This window comes from Klebsiella sp. P1927, from assembly GCF_018204675.1.
Lineage (GTDB): Bacteria > Pseudomonadota > Gammaproteobacteria > Enterobacterales > Enterobacteriaceae > Klebsiella > Klebsiella pneumoniae.
On record NZ_CP073377.1, the window covers coordinates 1,940,676 to 1,956,650 of the forward strand.

A 15,975-nucleotide genomic window follows, 5' to 3' on the forward strand; every position below is an offset into this window, starting at 1 on the left:
AAGGAAAAAAGATGTTAAGTATTCAAGATTTACACGTCGCCGTCGAAGATAAAGCGATCCTGCGCGGGCTGAACCTTGAGGTGCGCCCGGGAGAGGTCCACGCCATTATGGGGCCGAACGGCTCAGGCAAAAGTACGCTTTCGGCCACCCTGGCCGGGCGTGAAGATTATGAGGTGACTGGCGGTCGCGTTGAATTTAAGGGCAAAAACCTGCTCGAACTCGCTGCGGAAGATCGCGCCGGGGAAGGTATCTTTATGGCCTTCCAGTATCCGGTAGAGATCCCCGGCGTCAGCAACCAGTTTTTCCTGCAGACTGCGCTGAATGCCGTGCGCAACTATCGTGGCCAGGAGGCGCTGGATCGTTTCGATTTCCAGGACTTAATGGAAGAAAAGATCAAGCTGCTGCAGATGCCGGAAGATCTCCTGACCCGCTCGGTGAACGTTGGCTTCTCCGGCGGTGAGAAAAAGCGCAACGATATTCTGCAAATGGCGGTGCTTGAGCCGGAGCTGTGCATTCTCGATGAATCGGATTCGGGGTTGGATATCGATGCCCTGAAAATCGTCTCCCAGGGAGTGAATGCCCTGCGCGACGGCAAACGCGCCTTTATCATTGTCACCCACTATCAGCGCATCCTTGACTATATCAAGCCGGACTATGTCCATGTGTTGTATCAGGGGCGGATTGTGAAGTCGGGCGATTTCTCTCTGGTCAAACAGCTGGAGGAGCAGGGCTATGGCTGGCTTACCGAACAGCAGTAACGCGCTGCAGCAGTGGCACCATCTGTTTGAAGCGCAGGGCGGCCCGCGTACCCCGGAGGCCAGTCAGCATCTGCAGCAGCTGCTGCGCCTTGGGCTGCCGACGCGCAAGCACGAGGACTGGAAATACACTCCGCTGGATGCCCTACTTAACGGTCGCTTTGTCGCCGATGAGGGGGCCTCTCTCAGTGCTGAACAGCGTGATGCGCTGGCGCTGCCGCTGGACGCCTGGCGGCTGGTGTTTATCGATGGCCGCTATCATCCTCAGCTGAGCGACGATCTTGCCGCCAGCGGCGTGGAGGTCAGTGTCGATAATCAGCGCCAGCATCTGCCGGATGCCCTGCAGCCGGAGGTGTTTCTCCATCTGACCGAAAGCCTGGCCCAGACGGTGACCCGCATTCGCGTGCCGCGCAACCGCCGCCTGGATAAACCGCTGCTGCTGATGCATATCACTAGTGGCCTGGCCGGCGATGCGCTGAATACCGCCCACTATCGCCATCACCTGGCGCTGGAGAGCGGGGCGGAGGCGACGATTGTCGAGCATTACCTGAGCCTCAATGAGCAGCCGCATTTCACCGGCGGGCGATTGACCATGACGGTGGCCGATAACGCGCACCTCCAGCATATCAAGCTGGCATTTGAGAATGCCCGCAGCTATCACTTCGCCCATAACGACCTGCTGCTGGGCCGCGACGCCTCGGCCTTCAGCAGCAGTTTCCTGCTTGGCGGCCAGGTGCTGCGTCACCAGACCAGCACCCGCCTGGGCGGCGAAAACAGCAACCTGCGCCTCAATTCGCTGGCGATGCCGGTGAAAAATGAGGTCTGCGATAGCCGCACCTGGCTCGACCATCAGGTCGGCTACTGCACCAGCCGCCAGCTGCACAAAACCATCGTCAGCGATAAGGGGCGGGCGGTGTTTAACGGGCTGATCAACGTCGCGCCGCTCGCGCTGAAAACCGACGGTCAGATGACCAACAATAATCTGCTGCTCGGGCGGCTGGCGGAGGTCGACACCAAACCGCAGCTGGAAATTTACGCCGATGACGTGAAATGCAGCCACGGGGCGACGGTGGGGCGCATTGACGAAGAGCAGCTGTTCTATCTGCGCTCGCGAGGTATCGAACAGCAGGCGGCGCAGCAGATGATCCTCTACGCCTTCGCCGCCGAGCTCACCGAGGCTATCCGCAGCGACGCGCTCAGAGAGCAGGTGCTGGCGCGTATTGGACAGCGTTTGCCGGGAGGCACTGTATGACATTTTCAGTAGAACAGGTTCGCGCCGATTTTCCGGTACTGAACCGGGAGGTCAACGGTCAGCCGCTGGTCTATCTCGACAGCGCCGCCAGCGCCCAGAAGCCGGAGGCAGTGATCGGCGCCGAAGCGGAATTCTATCGCCACGGCTACGCGGCGGTGCACCGCGGCATCCATACCCTCAGCGCGGAAGCCACCGCGCGGATGGAAGCCGTGCGTCAGCAGGTGGCCACCTTCCTTAACGCCGGGTCGGCGGAGGAAGTGGTGTTCGTCCGCGGCACCACCGAGGGTATCAACCTGGTGGCCAACAGCTGGGGAAACGCCAACGTCGGCGCCGGGGATAACATCATCATCAGCGAAATGGAGCACCACGCCAATATTGTGCCGTGGCAGATGCTGTGCGCCCGCGTCGGGGCTGAGCTGCGGGTGATCCCCCTGAACCCGGACGGTACGCTGCAACTGGATGTTGTCCCGGGACTGTTTGACCCGCGCACCCGCCTGCTGGCGATAACCGAGGTCTCCAACGTGCTGGGGACGGAAAACCCGCTGGCGGCGCTGATTGCTCTTGCGCATCAGCATGGCGCGAAAGTGCTGGTGGATGGCGCCCAGGCGGTGATGCACCACCCGGTGGACGTCCAGGCGCTGGGCTGCGATTTTTATGTTTTCTCCGCCCACAAGCTGTATGGGCCGACCGGGATCGGCGTGCTCTACGCCCGGTCCGAGCTGCTGCAGACGATGGCGCCTTGGGAAGGGGGCGGGTCGATGATCGCCACCGTCAGCCTGACGGAGGGCACCACCTGGAATCAGGCGCCGTGGCGCTTTGAGGCCGGCACGCCGAATACCGGGGGGATCATTGGCCTCGGCGCGGCGCTGACCTACGTCAGCCAGCTGGGACTGACGCAGATTGCCGAGTATGAGCAGACGCTGATGCGCTACGCGCTCGATGCCCTGCGCGCGGTACCGGATCTGATCCTTTACGGCCCGGCGCAGCGTAAAGGGGTAATTGCTTTCAACCTCGGTCAGCATCACGCCTATGACGTCGGCAGCTTCCTCGATAACTACGGGATCGCCGTGCGGACCGGACACCACTGCGCGATGCCGTTGATGGCCCGGTATCAGGTACCGGCTATGTGTCGGGCATCGCTGGCGATGTACAATACCACGGAAGAGGTGGACCGCCTGGTGGCCGGCCTCCAGCGGATCCGCAAACTGTTAGGGTAAAGGACGGGACAATGGCGGCACTACCGGACAAAGACAAACTGTTGCGTAACTTTAGCCGTTGCGCCAACTGGGAAGAGAAGTATCTCTATATCATCGAGCTTGGCCAGCGTCTGGCGCCGCTAAGCCCGGAAGAACATAGCGTGCAGAACATTATTCAGGGCTGTCAAAGCCAGGTCTGGATCGTGATGGACCAGGATCCCACAGGCGTGATCACCCTGCGCGGCGATAGCGATGCGGCGATCGTCAAGGGTCTGATAGCGGTGGTGTTTATCCTCTATGACCGGATGACCGCTCAGGACATCACCGAGTTCGACGTGCGTCCGTGGTTTGAAAAAATGGCGCTCACCCAGCATCTCACCCCCTCCCGCTCGCAAGGCCTCGAAGCCATGATCCGCGCGATACGCGCGAAAGCGGCAAATATTAGCTAGAATAAACAGGTCGATTTCATTCTGTTACGTCCGGCAGGGCGCTGACCCTGCCGCCGTTCAGTCTCCTGGCGTTTTATCAGCGAAAGAAGGAATCTCAGTATGAAACGCAAAACGATGATCACCTTAGCCCTTCTCAGCGCCCTTGGCGCCTCCTCGGCCGCCTGGGCCGTTGATTATCCGCTTCCTCCCGCCAACAGTCGGCTGATTGGTCAGAATCAGTACTGGACGGTCCAGGAGGGAGATCGCAACCTGCAGGCGATTGCGCGCCATTTCGATACCGCGGCGATGCTGATCCTCGAAGCCAACGATACGATTGCGCCGGTGCAGCCGAAGCCCGGCACTCAGGTCCTTATCCCTTCTCAGATGCTGCTGCCCGACGTGCCGAGGGAGGGCATTGTCGTCAACCTCGCCGAACTGCGGCTGTATTACTTCCCGCCGGGAGAGAATCAGGTGCAGGTCTATCCGCTGGGCATTGGCCAGTTAGGTCTGGAAACGCCGGAGATGACCACCCGCGTGGGGCAGAAGATCCCTAACCCTACCTGGACGCCTACCGCCGGCATCCGCGCGCGCTCGCTGGAGAAAGGGCTGACGCTGCCAGCGGTGGTCCCGGCCGGACCGAACAATCCCCTGGGCCGCTATGCGCTGCGTCTGGCCTACGGTAACGGTGAATATCTCATCCACGGAACTAACGCCCCAGACAGCGTTGGTCTGCGCGTCAGCTCGGGCTGTATGCGGATGAACGCTGATGACATCAAAGCGCTGTTCAGCCAGGTGAAAACCGGGACGCCGGTACGGATTATCAATCAGCCGGTGAAGTTTGCCGTCGAGCCGGATGGTAAACGCTATGTCGAAGTCCACAGGCCGCTTTCGCAGACCGAAGGGGAAAACACCCGGACCATCGCTTACACGCTGCCAGCGGCGTTTCACGCCTTCGCAGAGGATAAAGCAGTGGATGACCTGCAGTTGAAAAAAGCGATGTCGAGAAGGGCGGGGTATCCGGTGGTGGTGTCGGCGGGGGCAGGTAGCACGGCGACGTCGCTGTCGGCGCAGAATAGTTCGTCTGACAACGGTCTGCTTACCCAATAGCCCTCATGCTGAGGGCAAAAAAAATGGCGCACAGAGTGCGCCATTTTTATTACCAGAACTCTTACTTACGGTAAGAGTGAGCCTGGTTGTCCAGACGCTGGTTAGCGCGAGCTGCGTCGTCTTTAGCAGCCTGAACGTCGGAACGCATTGCGTTCACGTCGTTGCTCAGCTGGTCAACTTTAGCGTTCAGAGTCTGAACGTCAGAAGACAGCTGATCGATTTTAGCATTGCTGGAGCAACCAGCCAGCAGAGTAGAACCCAGGATTACCGCGCCCAGTACCAGTTTAGTACGATTCATTATTAATACCCTCTAGATTGAGTTAATCTCCATGTAGCGTTACAAGTATTACACAAAGTTTTTTGGGATGAGAATATTTTTTTTACCTGAACGCACTTATTTTTGATCGTTCGCTCAAAGAAGCATCGAATTGCTCAGAATCGCTGAAAAAGGCGAGTGAAAACAGCGCGCTTCCATCGGATTCATCTTAGATAATCCCTTATTAAATAGTAAATTCCGATTTGCATTTTTAATAGGAAGAGCTAATCAATGAATAAAAAAAAGCGCCCCGCGAGGCGCTTTATTAAAAAAAACCAATTAACCTGTAAATTATTACAGCACGTGTACGGAAGCGGTATTAGTCGTGCCGCTCGGCACTAATGCGCCGGAAACCATCACCACTACGTCGCCTTTACGCGCGAGGCCGCTCTTCAGCGCCAGGTCTTTGCCCAGATGATAGAAATCATCGGTAGAGGCAATCTCTTCCACCAGCTGCGGTACCACGCCTTTGCTCAGCACCAGCTGACGAGCGGTGGTTTCGTTGGTGGTCAGCGCCAGGATGGTGGCATCCGGGAAGTATTTGCGCACAGCGCGTGCGGATTTACCGCCCTGGGTGGCGACCACGATCAGCGGCGCTTCCAGTTTCTCAGCGGTTTCTACCGCGCCGCGGCACACCGCTTCGGTGATGCGCAGTTTACGGTTGTCGTTGTTGAAGTCCAGACGGCTGGTCATCACGCGGTCGGTACGTTCGCAAATGGTCGCCATGATGGTGACCGCTTCCAGCGGGTATTTACCTTTCGCGGATTCGCCGGACAGCATCACCGCATCGGTGCCGTCGAGGATGGCGTTAGCCACGTCGCCGGCTTCAGCGCGGGTCGGACGCGGATTCTTGATCATGGAGTCCAGCATCTGGGTGGCGGTGATAACCACTTTACGCGCGCGGATACATTTTTCGATGATCATTTTCTGGGCGAAGATAACTTCTTCAACCGGGATCTCCACGCCCATGTCGCCACGCGCAACCATGATGCCGTCAGACGCTTCGAGGATTTCGTCGAAGTTGTTCAGGCCTTCCTGGTTTTCGATTTTGGAGATGATCTGGATGTTTTCGCCGCCGTGGGCTTTCAGGTGCTCACGGATCTCGACGACGTCGGAACGTTTACGGATGAAGGAGGCCGCGACGAAGTCCACGCCCTGTTCGCAACCGAAGATCAGATCCTGTTTGTCTTTCTCAGCCAGCGCCGGCAGGGCGATGGAGACGCCCGGCAGGTTAACGCCTTTGTTCTCGCCGAGGTCGCCATTGTTCAGCACTTTACAGATAACTTTGTTGCCTTCGATAGCCGTGACTTCCATACCGATCAGGCCATCGTCCACCAGGACGGTGTTGCCGACGGCGAGGTCGGAGGTGAAGCCTTCATAGGTTACCGCAACGATTTCGTTGTTGCCGATGACGGATTTATCGGTAGTGAAGGTGAAGGTCTGGCCTGCTTTCAGGGAGACGTCGTTGCCGCCTTCCAGCTTGATGGTACGAATTTCCGGCCCTTTGGTGTCCAGCAGAATAGCGGCTTTCTTACCGGTTTTGCTCATCACATTGCGCAGGTTCTGGATGCGCTGACCGTGTTCCGCATAGTCACCGTGGGAGAAGTTCAGACGCATCACATTCATGCCGGCTTCCAACATTTTGGTCAGCATCTCTTCAGATTCGGTTTTCGGACCGATGGTGCAAACAATTTTGGTCTTTTTCATGACAGTTTTAGTCTTTAAGTTGTGAAGGATATGGAATTCTCGCTCCGCGGGCGCACTGCCGGGGAGCCAAACCTGTATTACGAAAGTTGCTAAGCCACGCCCTAAGGATAGGTGACAACCCTGAAGCGTGCAGAAGAATGTGTGCTGGCGGTTCAGCCCATGAAATGTGGCAAGGTGTTATGCGTTTTATCATGCAGTCCAATGCGCTGAAACCATTCAAGAAAGAATCGAAGCGCATTTTACGCTGCCGAAATCAAAAAGGAAAATAAAAACCTCGTTTCAAATTATGGACAAAACGCGTAACAAAACCGGCACGTTATGCAAAAATCTACGCAACACACTTTTTCGTCACCGGCTATGAAAAAGAGTAAAAGAAATGGATTATTTCGCCATCATGAGCCGGTAAAATGCGTCATTGAACCTTTAAAGTGGCGATGGTTTGCGTTGTGCGGGAAATCTATCAATAATGATTTGATTGATAATGATAAAATACGAGCCAAATTCTATGGGAAATAAAGCGAAAGACGACGACCTGTACCAGGAAATGTGCCGCGTGGTGGGTAAAGTCGTGCTGGAAATGCGTGACCTGGGTCAGGAGCCGAAACACATTGTCATTGCCGGTGTGCTGCGCACCTCGCTGGCGAACCGCAAAATCCAGCGTTCGCCGCTCACCGTGGAGGCTATGGAGAAAGTCATTCATGCGCTTTCCGGGCACTGATCCCTTACGCCGGCGGGTCAGGAAATCACGAAGCGGATCACCGCCCTGACGGCAATGTCACAATGGTGAGCCACCATCGCTTCATCGTCGATGGCGGGTAGCGGATCGTCAAGATACAGGCTGCTGAAGGTGTAGAAGTTCGACACCTGATAAAAGCTGAAGCTGCTGATTAACCGGTGGACATCGCGCGCGTCGAGCCCCGCCTGAAAGACGCCCTGCTGCTGGCCGCGCAGTAAAATGTCTTCCAGAATCGACAGGGCGGTACGATTCAGCGGCTTCAGTTCACCCGAGCTTTTTAACCACTTGCCGCGCTGCATATTCTCCATGCAAATGACGCGCATATAGTCCGCATGGGTGGCGTGATAGCGCACGCTCCAGCGCACCAGCCGCACCAGCGCCTCCACCGGCGGCACATTCTCCAGCCCCAGCTGCTGCTCGGTTTCGCGGATCCGCGCATACACATGCTGCAGCACCTCCTGATAGAGCTGTTCTTTGCTTTTGAAGTAGTAAACCACCATGCGTTTGGTGGTCTGCGCCTCGGTGGCGATCTGCTCCATGCGGGCGCCTGACAGCCCGTGTTCAGCAAAGACAGCGATAGCGGCGCTGAAGATCCGCGCCTTCAGGGATTGTGCTTCATCATGGGCAACGACGGTCATGGCAACTCCTTTTTCTTGGGTGACAAAAAATACACATAATGATCACAATTTAGCAACCTAGTATGGCGCAAATGAACCAAATGATACATATTCAAGGCTTACGTCAGCTGTTGACCCGAGGACCTTATGCTGCGCTCTATCGCCACCGTTTCGATTTCCGGCACCCTGCCTGAGAAGCTGCACGCTATTGCGGCGGCGGGGTATCAGGGGGTGGAAATTTTCGAGAACGATCTGCTCTATTATACGGGGACGCCGGCGGAAATCCGCCAGCTTGCCGCCGATTTAGGGTTAAAAATCACGCTTTTTCAACCCTTTCGCGATTTTGAAGGCGCCAGTCGGGCGCAGTTTGCGGCGAATATGGCCCGCGCTCGGCGCAAGTTTGCTCTGATGCGCGAGCTGGGCTGCGAGACGCTGCTGCTGTGCAGCAATGTGCAGCCGGACTGCTCGGCGGATAGCGAATTGCAGGTCGCGGACCTGCGGGCGCTGGCCACGCTGGCGGAAGAGGAGGGGATCGCTATCGGCTATGAGGCCCTGGCCTGGGGAACCCATGTGAACCGCTGGCAGCAGGCCTGGGAGCGGGTGCGGCGGGTGGACAGCCCGGCGTTGGGCCTGGTGCTCGACAGCTTCCATATTCTGGCCCGCGGCGACACGCTGGACGCGCTACCGTCGGTGCCGGTGGAGAAAATCACCTTTGTACAGCTCGCCGATGCGCCGTATATGAAAATGGATTTGCTGGAGTGGAGCCGCCACTTCCGCTGCTTTCCCGGACAGGGGGAGCTGCCGCTGGAGGCGTTTGCCGAGCAGATCACCCGCTGTGGCTACCGCGGCCCCTGGTCGCTGGAGATCTTCAATGACGGTTTTCGCGCCTCGCCGAACGGTGCGACGGCCAAAGATGGTTATCGTTCGCTGCTGTGGCTGGAGGAGCAAACCCGCCGTCGGCTCCCGACGTGCGATGCCTATCTGTTTTCACCGCCGCCGCTGCCGGTCTATCACGGGCTGGAGTTTATCGAGTTTGCCGCCAGCGCCGCCGAGGCGCAGCGCCTGGGGCAACATCTGCAGGCGCTGGGTTTTCAGCACGAGGGAAGCCACCGCTCCAGACAGGTGACGCTGTGGCGCAACGGCGGGGCGCGGATCGTCATCAACCATCAGCCGCACAGCTGGGCCGACCATTTTTATCAACGCCACGGGGTATCGCTCTGCGCGATGGCGCTGCGGGTCGAGCACAGCGCGTCGCTTGTCGCCCGCGCCCGCGCGCTGGGGTATGCCACCTGGCAGGGCGACGCCGGGCCGAACGAAACGCCGATCCCGGCGATCTGCGCCCCCGACGGCAGCCTTATCTATCTCATCGACGCCGGGGAGGCTATCTACGAGCGCGATTTTCATCTGCGTGATGGCGTGACGGTGCGCGAGGACTATCTCGGTATCGATCATCTGGCGCTGGGAATGGAGGCCGACAGCCGCGATAACTGGGTGATGTTCTTCCGTACGGTGTTTGGTTTTTCCCTTGAGCATGAGCAGACGCTGCCGGACCCGTATGGACTGGTGCGCAGCCTGGCGGTGCGCAGCCCGCAGGGCGATATCCGTCTGGCGCTGAATATTTCGCAGAGCCGGGCGACGCAGATCGCCCGCTCCGTTGCCTGCTACCAGGGGGCGGGGCTGCAGCATGCCGCCTTTGCCTGCCGCGATCTGCCGGCCGCCTGCGACCAGCTTGCCGAGGTTGCCCGCCATACGCTGCCGATCCCGGCCAATTATTATGACGATTTGCTGGCGCGCTTTGGCGGAGAGTTGGACGTCGGGCAGCTTCAGCGCCAGCAGCTCCTCTATGACCGCGATCCGCAGGGGGGAGATTTCCTGCATCTTTACACCCGGCCCTTTACCGCCGGCCGCTTTTTCTTTGAGTTAACCGAGCGCCGGGCTGGCTATGCGCTCTATGGCGCAGCGAATGCGGCCGTCCGTCTGGCGGCGATGCAGTATTGTTAGCCTGAATCAAATGGTTCATTATGCGTTAAACACAATAACAACACCCTCTGTACCCGAGACAGGAACCGACTATGAGCTCATATAGCCCTAACCCGACGGCTGCCGCCCAGCCAGCCGTTACCGTGCGCCGTTCCCGGCGGCGTATCGGCATTCTTGCGCTGTTGGCCATTGGCACCATGATCAACTATCTCGATCGCACCGTACTGGGGATCGCCGCCCCAAAGCTCACCGCTGAGCTGGGGATCGACCCGGCGATCATGGGAATCCTCTTCTCCGCCTTCGCCTGGACCTATGCTCTGGCGCAGATACCCGGCGGATTATTTCTCGACCGCTTTGGCAACAAAGTGACCTACTTTTTGTCACTGACCCTGTGGTCGCTGTTTACCCTGTTCCACGGCATGGCGGTGGGACTGAAGACGCTGCTGCTGTGCCGCTTCGGGCTCGGCATTAGCGAAGCGCCGTGCTTTCCGGTCAACAGCCGGGTGGTCAGCGCCTGGTTCCCACAGCAGGAGCGGGCGAAGGCCACGGCGGTGTACACCGTGGGGGAGTATCTCGGGCTGGCCTGCTTTGCGCCGCTGCTGTTCTGGATCATGGACGGTTTCGGCTGGCGGGTGCTGTTCGTCAGCGTTGGCGCCGTCGGCATTCTGTTTGCCCTGGTGTGGTGGCGCTGCTACCGCGAACCGCATGAAGATCCGCGCCTTAGCCAGCAGGAGCGCGAGCATATCGAAAACGGCGGCGGCCTCAGCGCCCCGACCGACCAGCAGGTGGCGTTCAGCTGGCCGCTGGTCCGCCAGCTGCTGAGCAAACGGCAGATCATCGGCGCCAGTATCGGCCAGTTTGCCGGCAATACCGTGCTGGTGTTCTTTCTCACCTGGTTCCCCACCTGGCTGGCCACCGAGCGGCATATGCCCTGGCTGAAGGTTGGCTTCTTCTCCATCCTGCCGTTTGTCGCCGCCGCCGGCGGGGTGATGTTTGGCGGCTGGCTCTCCGACAAGTTGCTGAAAGCTACCGGGTCAGCCAACCTCGGTCGTAAGCTGCCGATCGTTGCCGGCCTGCTGATGGCCAGCTGCATCATTACCGCCAACTGGCTGGAGAGCGACCTGGCGGTGATCCTGGTGATGTCGTTTGCCTTTTTTGGCCAGGGGATGGTGGGTCTCGGCTGGACGCTGATCTCCGATATCGCCCCGAAGGGGCTGGGCGGCCTGACCGGCGGCCTGTTTAACTTCTGCGCCAACCTCGCGGGGATCCTCACCCCGCTGGTGATCGGCTTTATCGTTGCCGGGTTCGGCAATTTCTTCTACGCCTTGATCTACATCGGCGGCGCCGCGCTGCTGGGCGTGGTGGCCTATCTGTTTATCCTCGGCGACGTCAAACGTATCGAGTTATCGCAGTAAGCAAAGGAGCAAGGCATGGTGATTAGTGGGAATACGCGGCTGATAGCGCACCTTGGCTATCCGACCGCCAGTTTTAAGGCGCCGATGATCTACAACCCGTGGTTCGTTGACCAGCAGGTGGACGTGAAGGTGGTGCCGATGGGGGTCAGGCCGGAGGACTACGCCGCGTTTATTCCGCCGCTGTTTACGATGACCAACATCATCGGCGCGCTGGTGACGATGCCGCATAAAATCGCCACCTGCGATCTGGTGCAGCGCCTGAGCCCGACGGCGGCCATCGCTGGCGCCTGCAATGCCATCCGCCGCGAGGCTGACGGTAGCCTGAGCGGAGACATGTTCGATGGCGAGGGATTTGTGCTGGGCCTGCGTCGTAAAGGGTTTAACCCGCAGGGGACGCGGGCGCTGGTGGTTGGCAGCGGCGGGGTGGGATCGGCTATCGCCGCCTCCCTCGCGGCGGCGGGGGTCAGCGCCCTGACCCTGTACGATACCCGGCCCGGGGTGGCGCACGCCCTCGCCGGGCGGCTGCATCAGCACTATCCGCAGCTCGATATCACCCTGATGCAGCCCGATCCTGCCGGACACGAGCTGGTGGTCAATGCCACCCCGCTGGGGATGAAGGCCAGCGATCCGCTGCCGCTGGACGTTGACCGTCTGGCGCCAGGCGCCTGGGTGGGGGAAGTCGTCATGACTCAGGAGTACACCCCGCTGCTGAGGGCCGCTCAGGCACGACAGTGCCACATCCAGCGCGGGACCGACATGCTGTTTGAAATGATCCCTGCCTATCTGCGCTTTTTTGACCTACCGGTAGCCACCCCCGAGCAGCTGCGGACCCTGGCAGAAATTCGCTACTGACGCGACGGCAAACCGGGTAATATAGCGCTATATTATCCGGTTTATAGCGATATCCTATGGCAAATACCACTCTCACGCTGCTGGCGGCGGGAAGCCTGAGAAGCGCCTTCCTGCCGCTGGTGGCGCACTTTCGGCAGCACACTGGCCTGGCGGTCGATGCGCAGTTTGGCCCTGCCGGCCTGCTGCGCGAGCGGATCGAAGCCGGGTCGCCGTGCGCGGTTTTTGCTTCCGCCAACGCGGCGCACCCGCAGGCGCTGCTGCAGGCGGGTCTGGCGCAGGAATGCCAGGGATTTGCCAGCAACCAGCTGATGCTGACCGCCCGGCGGTCGCCGGACAACGATGGCCTGGACTGGCTGGCGCTGCTCAGCACGCCCCGCCTGCGGTTGGCGACCTCCACGCCGGGCTGCGATCCGTCGGGAGATTATACCTGGCAGCTGTTCGCCCGAATTGAGGCACGCTATCCAGGGTTGGGCAACGCGATGGCCGGGCGGGCGCAGCAGCTGGTCGGCGGCAGAGACTCACTGAGCGTGCCGCCGGGAGAGATAGCCGGCGCGTGGCTTATTCGCCAGAATCTGGCGGATCTGTTTATCGGCTATGCGCACTATGGCCCCGCGCTGGCCACCTGCGACGATCTGCGTACCCTGACCATCCCGGCGCCGTGGAATATTCGCTGCGATTACCAGCTGGCGCGTCTCAGGGCCGATCCCGCCGCGCTGGCCCTGTATCGCTTTATCCTCGACGACGTTGGCCAGGGGTATCTCCGGCAGGCGGGTTTTATGCCGTTCAGCGACGCAGCGTAAACCCCGGCGCCAGCAGAGGGAACGCGGAGGCGGCATGGCGGATCAGGCGTACCGGCAGGCCGTACGCTTGCCGGAGATGCGTTTCGCTCAGCACGTCGGCGGTCTCGCCCGCCAGCCACCGGCCCTCCGGCAGCAGAAGCAGCGTATGGCTGGCCACCTGTAGGGCGTGGTTGGGATCATGGGTGGTGAACAGGACGGTGCGCGCCTGGCGGTGGGCGAGGTCGCCGATCAGCTGCAATACCACCTGCTGGTTACCGAGGTCCAGCGCCGAGCAGGGCTCATCCAGCAGGATATTCTGGCTGGCGCTGACCAGCGCGCGGGCAATCAACACCAGCTGCTGCTGGCCGCCGGAGAGGGCGCCGAAGTCATCTTCGGCCAGGGCGGCAATCCCCAGCTGCGCCAGCGCCTGCTCAACCCGCCGGGCATTCTCCTCGTCCGGCTGGGCAAAGAGATCCACGTGACGGGCCCGGCCCATCAGCACCACATCGCTCACGCGCCAGCGAAAAGCGGGACGAAACGACTGCGGAACCAGGGCCACGCCGCCCTCGCACTGCATCTCGCCGCCCAGCGGCGGCAGCACGCCGGTCAGGGTATCCAGCAGGGTACTTTTTCCCCGGCCATTGGCGCCCAGCACCGCCCAGATCTCACCGGGCCGGCAGGCCAGCGTGAGCGGGGCGAAGAGCGGCTGACGGTGGCCGTAGCGTAGCGCTTGCAGCGATAATGAGCTGTTCATCGGGTCGTACTCCGGCGTCGGGATTGCACCAGCAACACGGTAAACAGCGGCGCCCCGAGCAGGGCGGTGATGATCCCGATCGGGATCTCCGCCTGGGTCAGCGTACGCGCCAGATCGTCCACCACCAGCATCAGCGCGGCGCCGAGCCAGAAGGCGGTGGGCAGCAGGCGACGATGGTCAGCCCCTACCAGCAGACGGGCGAGGTGCGGGACCACCAGACCCATCCAGGCGATGCTGCCGCTGACCGCCACCTGGGCTGCCACCAGCACCGCGCAGCAAACCAGCACGCCGCGACGCAGCGCGGCCACCGGAATGCCAAGACTGCGGGCATCGCGTTCCTCCAGGGCCAGCAGGTTGATACGCCAGCGCAGCTTCCACAGCGCCCCGGCAGCCACCGCCAGGGGCAGGGACATAAGCAGTACCTTATGCCAGCTGGCGGTCGCGAAGCTGCCGAGCAGCCAGAAAACGATGTTCGGTAACGTCTCTTCGCTGTCGGCGAGGTACTGCATCAGGCTGACCAGCGCGGCGAAGAAGCCGCTGAGAATGATCCCGGACAGAATCAGCCCCAGCGTGCTGTCCCGCCCCTGCAGGGCGGCGAGGGCGTAAATCAGCCCCAGCGCGACGAGGCCGAAGAAAAAGGTCGAGGCCATCATCAGCAGACTGCCGACGCCCAACAGGATCGCCAGCGTGCCGCCAAAGGCGGAGCCGGCGGTCACCCCGATGATGTGCGGGTCCACCAGCGGGTTCTGGAACACGCCCTGCAAGGTGGCGCCGCACAGCCCCAGCGCGCCCCCGGCCAGCAGGGCCATCACCACGCGTGGCAGGCGAACCGACCAGACGATCTGCCCGATCACCCCTTCACCTGGCGGCAGATGGACCAGGGTGTGGCCAACGGCGCTCAGGCTTAACGGGTACTGGCCGAAACAGAGCGAGGCGACCGCGATCCCCAGCGTCGCCAGCGCCAGGCTTCCCTGCACCAGCCAGGGCTGAGAGTTAGCGGGCATCTGGCGTCCACGCCACGCGGTAAAAACGCTGATAATAATCCCTGGCTTTACTGTCCACATCGATGCTCTGGTAGCGCGCAGGATAGAGTTTTTTCGCCATCCACAGCTCACCCAGCGCCAGGGCCTCCGGCATCGGGTAACCCCAGGCTTTGGCATACTCCGGCATCAGCCACACGCGGTGATGTTTCACCGCATCGATCGTCTGCCACTGCGGGTCGTTCTCTATCTGTTTGACCACCTGCGGATAACGGTCCTGGACGAAGATCACCTGGGGGTTCCACTCCAGCACCTGCTCCAGCGACACCTGGCGGGCGCCTTTTACGCTGGCGGCCGCCACGTTCAGCGCCCCGGCGTGCGCCATCATCAGCCCGGTGTATTTGCCAGCGCCATAGGTATTCAGATCGGGGTTGGCCATGTACACCCGCACCCGCTGGTTCTGGGGAATATCGGCCACCGGCGCATTGGCTTGCTTGCGCGCCTCGAAGGTGTAGTGAATCAGCGCCTCGGCCTCGGGCTGGCGCTCGACCACCTCGCCGATAAGGCGGATCCCCTCCATCAGCCCGGCGTTATAGGCCTGCTCTTCGTCAGCCATGGTGGGGTTCATTTTATTTTTTTCCCCGGCGGCATCGTGGCGCAGCGAGATGGCCACCACCGGGATCCCGGCCTGTTGGATCTGCGCGATCATCGCCGGCGGCGCATAGTTGGCGACGAAAACCACCTGCGGACGCAGCGCCAGCAGGCTTTCAATATTGACCTGGGTGAGATCGCCCGGGGTCGCCAGTTGCCCGATCTCGGGCATAAAGCGGGCGAACTGCGGCCCGAGCTGTTTCTTCCAGCTGCTTAAGACGCCGACGATATCCTCGGCGGCATGCAGTTGTACCAGCAGGTTGAGCGTCTGATGCTGCAGAACCACAACGCGGGTGACGTGGTCGGGGAGGGTGACCTGGCGACCCAGCTGGTCGGTGACGGTGCGGTCGGCGAAGGTCTGGCCGGTGAACAGGCTGGCGCTGAGCAGCGTCAGGCCCAGCAGTAAGGGGTGTTTTGACATGGTGTGGCCCGAATGGCGTGAAAATTCGT

General features: G+C 60.5%; 18 protein-coding genes. 12 read left to right on the plus strand and 6 right to left on the minus strand.

What is annotated here, in order from left to right; translation table 11 throughout:
- Nucleotides 1-11: 11 nt before the first annotated feature.
- From sufC to ldtE, 5 genes are all read left to right on the plus strand, one after another.
- Nucleotides 12-758: a Fe-S cluster assembly ATPase SufC gene (gene sufC / locus KB892_RS09805; RefSeq protein ID WP_002908876.1), complete on the plus strand. Its 747-nt coding sequence runs from the start codon at nucleotides 12-14 to the stop codon at nucleotides 756-758.
- On the plus strand, nucleotides 733-2,007 hold the full coding sequence (sufD, locus tag KB892_RS09810; protein ID WP_002908869.1) for a Fe-S cluster assembly protein SufD: 1,275 nt from the start codon (nucleotides 733-735) through the stop codon (nucleotides 2,005-2,007). Before sufC ends, sufD begins: the two co-directional genes overlap by 26 nt.
- A complete protein-coding gene (gene sufS, locus KB892_RS09815) occupies nucleotides 2,004-3,224 on the plus strand; it encodes a cysteine desulfurase SufS (RefSeq protein ID WP_062955033.1) in 1,221 nt (406 codons plus the stop codon). The genes sufD and sufS overlap by 4 nt, the downstream gene beginning before the upstream one ends.
- An 11-nt stretch (nucleotides 3,225-3,235) precedes the next feature.
- Entirely contained in the window at nucleotides 3,236-3,652 is a 417-nt protein-coding gene (gene sufE, locus KB892_RS09820) for a cysteine desulfuration protein SufE (RefSeq protein ID WP_002908865.1), read from the plus strand.
- 99 nt (nucleotides 3,653-3,751) lie between these two features.
- A complete protein-coding gene (gene ldtE, locus KB892_RS09825; RefSeq protein ID WP_004200249.1) occupies nucleotides 3,752-4,738 on the plus strand; it encodes a L,D-transpeptidase LdtE in 987 nt (328 codons plus the stop codon).
- A 61-nt stretch (nucleotides 4,739-4,799) separates the two neighbouring features.
- Here the strand turns inward: ldtE and KB892_RS09830 are convergent, their stop codons facing one another.
- Together KB892_RS09830 and pykF are read right to left on the minus strand one after the other, a co-directional pair.
- On the minus strand, nucleotides 4,800-5,036 hold the full coding sequence (locus tag KB892_RS09830; RefSeq protein WP_002908860.1) for a major outer membrane lipoprotein: 237 nt from the start codon (nucleotides 5,034-5,036) through the stop codon (nucleotides 4,800-4,802).
- Between the two features lie 312 nt (nucleotides 5,037-5,348).
- Entirely contained in the window at nucleotides 5,349-6,761 is a 1,413-nt protein-coding gene (pykF, locus tag KB892_RS09835; protein WP_002908859.1) for a pyruvate kinase PykF, read from the minus strand.
- Between the two features lie 137 nt (nucleotides 6,762-6,898).
- Between pykF and KB892_RS09840 the strand changes: the two genes are divergently transcribed.
- From KB892_RS09840 to fumD, 3 genes are all read left to right on the plus strand, one after another.
- On the plus strand, nucleotides 6,899-7,030 hold the full coding sequence (locus tag KB892_RS09840) for a hypothetical protein (protein WP_062955032.1): 132 nt from the start codon (nucleotides 6,899-6,901) through the stop codon (nucleotides 7,028-7,030).
- Nucleotides 7,031-7,118: 88 nt separating this feature from the next.
- The gene (locus KB892_RS09845; protein WP_014343172.1) at nucleotides 7,119-7,277 is read left to right on the plus strand and encodes a hypothetical protein; all 159 of its coding nucleotides are present in this window, start codon (nucleotides 7,119-7,121) and stop codon (nucleotides 7,275-7,277) included.
- Nucleotides 7,267-7,479, plus strand: a complete 213-nt coding sequence (gene fumD / locus KB892_RS09850; RefSeq protein WP_004180357.1) for a fumarate hydratase FumD — start codon at nucleotides 7,267-7,269, stop codon at nucleotides 7,477-7,479. The genes KB892_RS09845 and fumD overlap by 11 nt, the downstream gene beginning before the upstream one ends.
- 17 nt (nucleotides 7,480-7,496) lie before the next feature.
- Here the strand turns inward: fumD and KB892_RS09855 are convergent, their stop codons facing one another.
- Nucleotides 7,497-8,135 carry a TetR/AcrR family transcriptional regulator gene (locus tag KB892_RS09855; RefSeq protein ID WP_002908844.1) on the minus strand — a complete coding sequence of 213 codons (639 nt, stop codon included), beginning with the start codon at nucleotides 8,133-8,135 and terminating at the stop codon, nucleotides 7,497-7,499.
- A 126-nt stretch (nucleotides 8,136-8,261) separates the two neighbouring features.
- Between KB892_RS09855 and KB892_RS09860 the strand changes: the two genes are divergently transcribed.
- From KB892_RS09860 to KB892_RS09875, 4 genes are all read left to right on the plus strand, one after another.
- The gene (locus KB892_RS09860) at nucleotides 8,262-10,115 is read left to right on the plus strand and encodes a bifunctional sugar phosphate isomerase/epimerase/4-hydroxyphenylpyruvate dioxygenase family protein (RefSeq protein WP_004200247.1); all 1,854 of its coding nucleotides are present in this window, start codon (nucleotides 8,262-8,264) and stop codon (nucleotides 10,113-10,115) included.
- A 71-nt stretch (nucleotides 10,116-10,186) separates the two neighbouring features.
- Nucleotides 10,187-11,509: an MFS transporter gene (locus KB892_RS09865; protein WP_004148701.1), complete on the plus strand. Its 1,323-nt coding sequence runs from the start codon at nucleotides 10,187-10,189 to the stop codon at nucleotides 11,507-11,509.
- Between the two features lie 15 nt (nucleotides 11,510-11,524).
- Nucleotides 11,525-12,361: a shikimate dehydrogenase family protein gene (locus KB892_RS09870; RefSeq protein WP_004200245.1), complete on the plus strand. Its 837-nt coding sequence runs from the start codon at nucleotides 11,525-11,527 to the stop codon at nucleotides 12,359-12,361.
- A 56-nt stretch (nucleotides 12,362-12,417) separates the two neighbouring features.
- A complete protein-coding gene (locus KB892_RS09875) occupies nucleotides 12,418-13,161 on the plus strand; it encodes a substrate-binding domain-containing protein (protein WP_004200243.1) in 744 nt (247 codons plus the stop codon).
- Here KB892_RS09875 and KB892_RS09880 read toward each other — a convergent pair.
- Genes KB892_RS09880 through KB892_RS09890 form a run of 3 tightly spaced genes read right to left on the minus strand, consistent with a single transcriptional unit; the run spans nucleotide 13,145 to nucleotide 15,946 of the window.
- A complete protein-coding gene (locus tag KB892_RS09880) occupies nucleotides 13,145-13,894 on the minus strand; it encodes an ABC transporter ATP-binding protein (protein ID WP_004200241.1) in 750 nt (249 codons plus the stop codon). The two genes, KB892_RS09875 and KB892_RS09880, sit on opposite strands and share 17 nt — an antisense overlap.
- Nucleotides 13,891-14,898 carry a FecCD family ABC transporter permease gene (locus KB892_RS09885; RefSeq protein WP_004200240.1) on the minus strand — a complete coding sequence of 336 codons (1,008 nt, stop codon included), beginning with the start codon at nucleotides 14,896-14,898 and terminating at the stop codon, nucleotides 13,891-13,893. The genes KB892_RS09880 and KB892_RS09885 overlap by 4 nt, the downstream gene beginning before the upstream one ends.
- Complete coding sequence (locus KB892_RS09890) at nucleotides 14,888-15,946, minus strand: ABC transporter substrate-binding protein (RefSeq protein ID WP_004200239.1); 1,059 nt, start codon at nucleotides 15,944-15,946, stop codon at nucleotides 14,888-14,890. The genes KB892_RS09885 and KB892_RS09890 overlap by 11 nt, the downstream gene beginning before the upstream one ends.
- Nucleotides 15,947-15,975 lie beyond the last annotated feature (29 nt).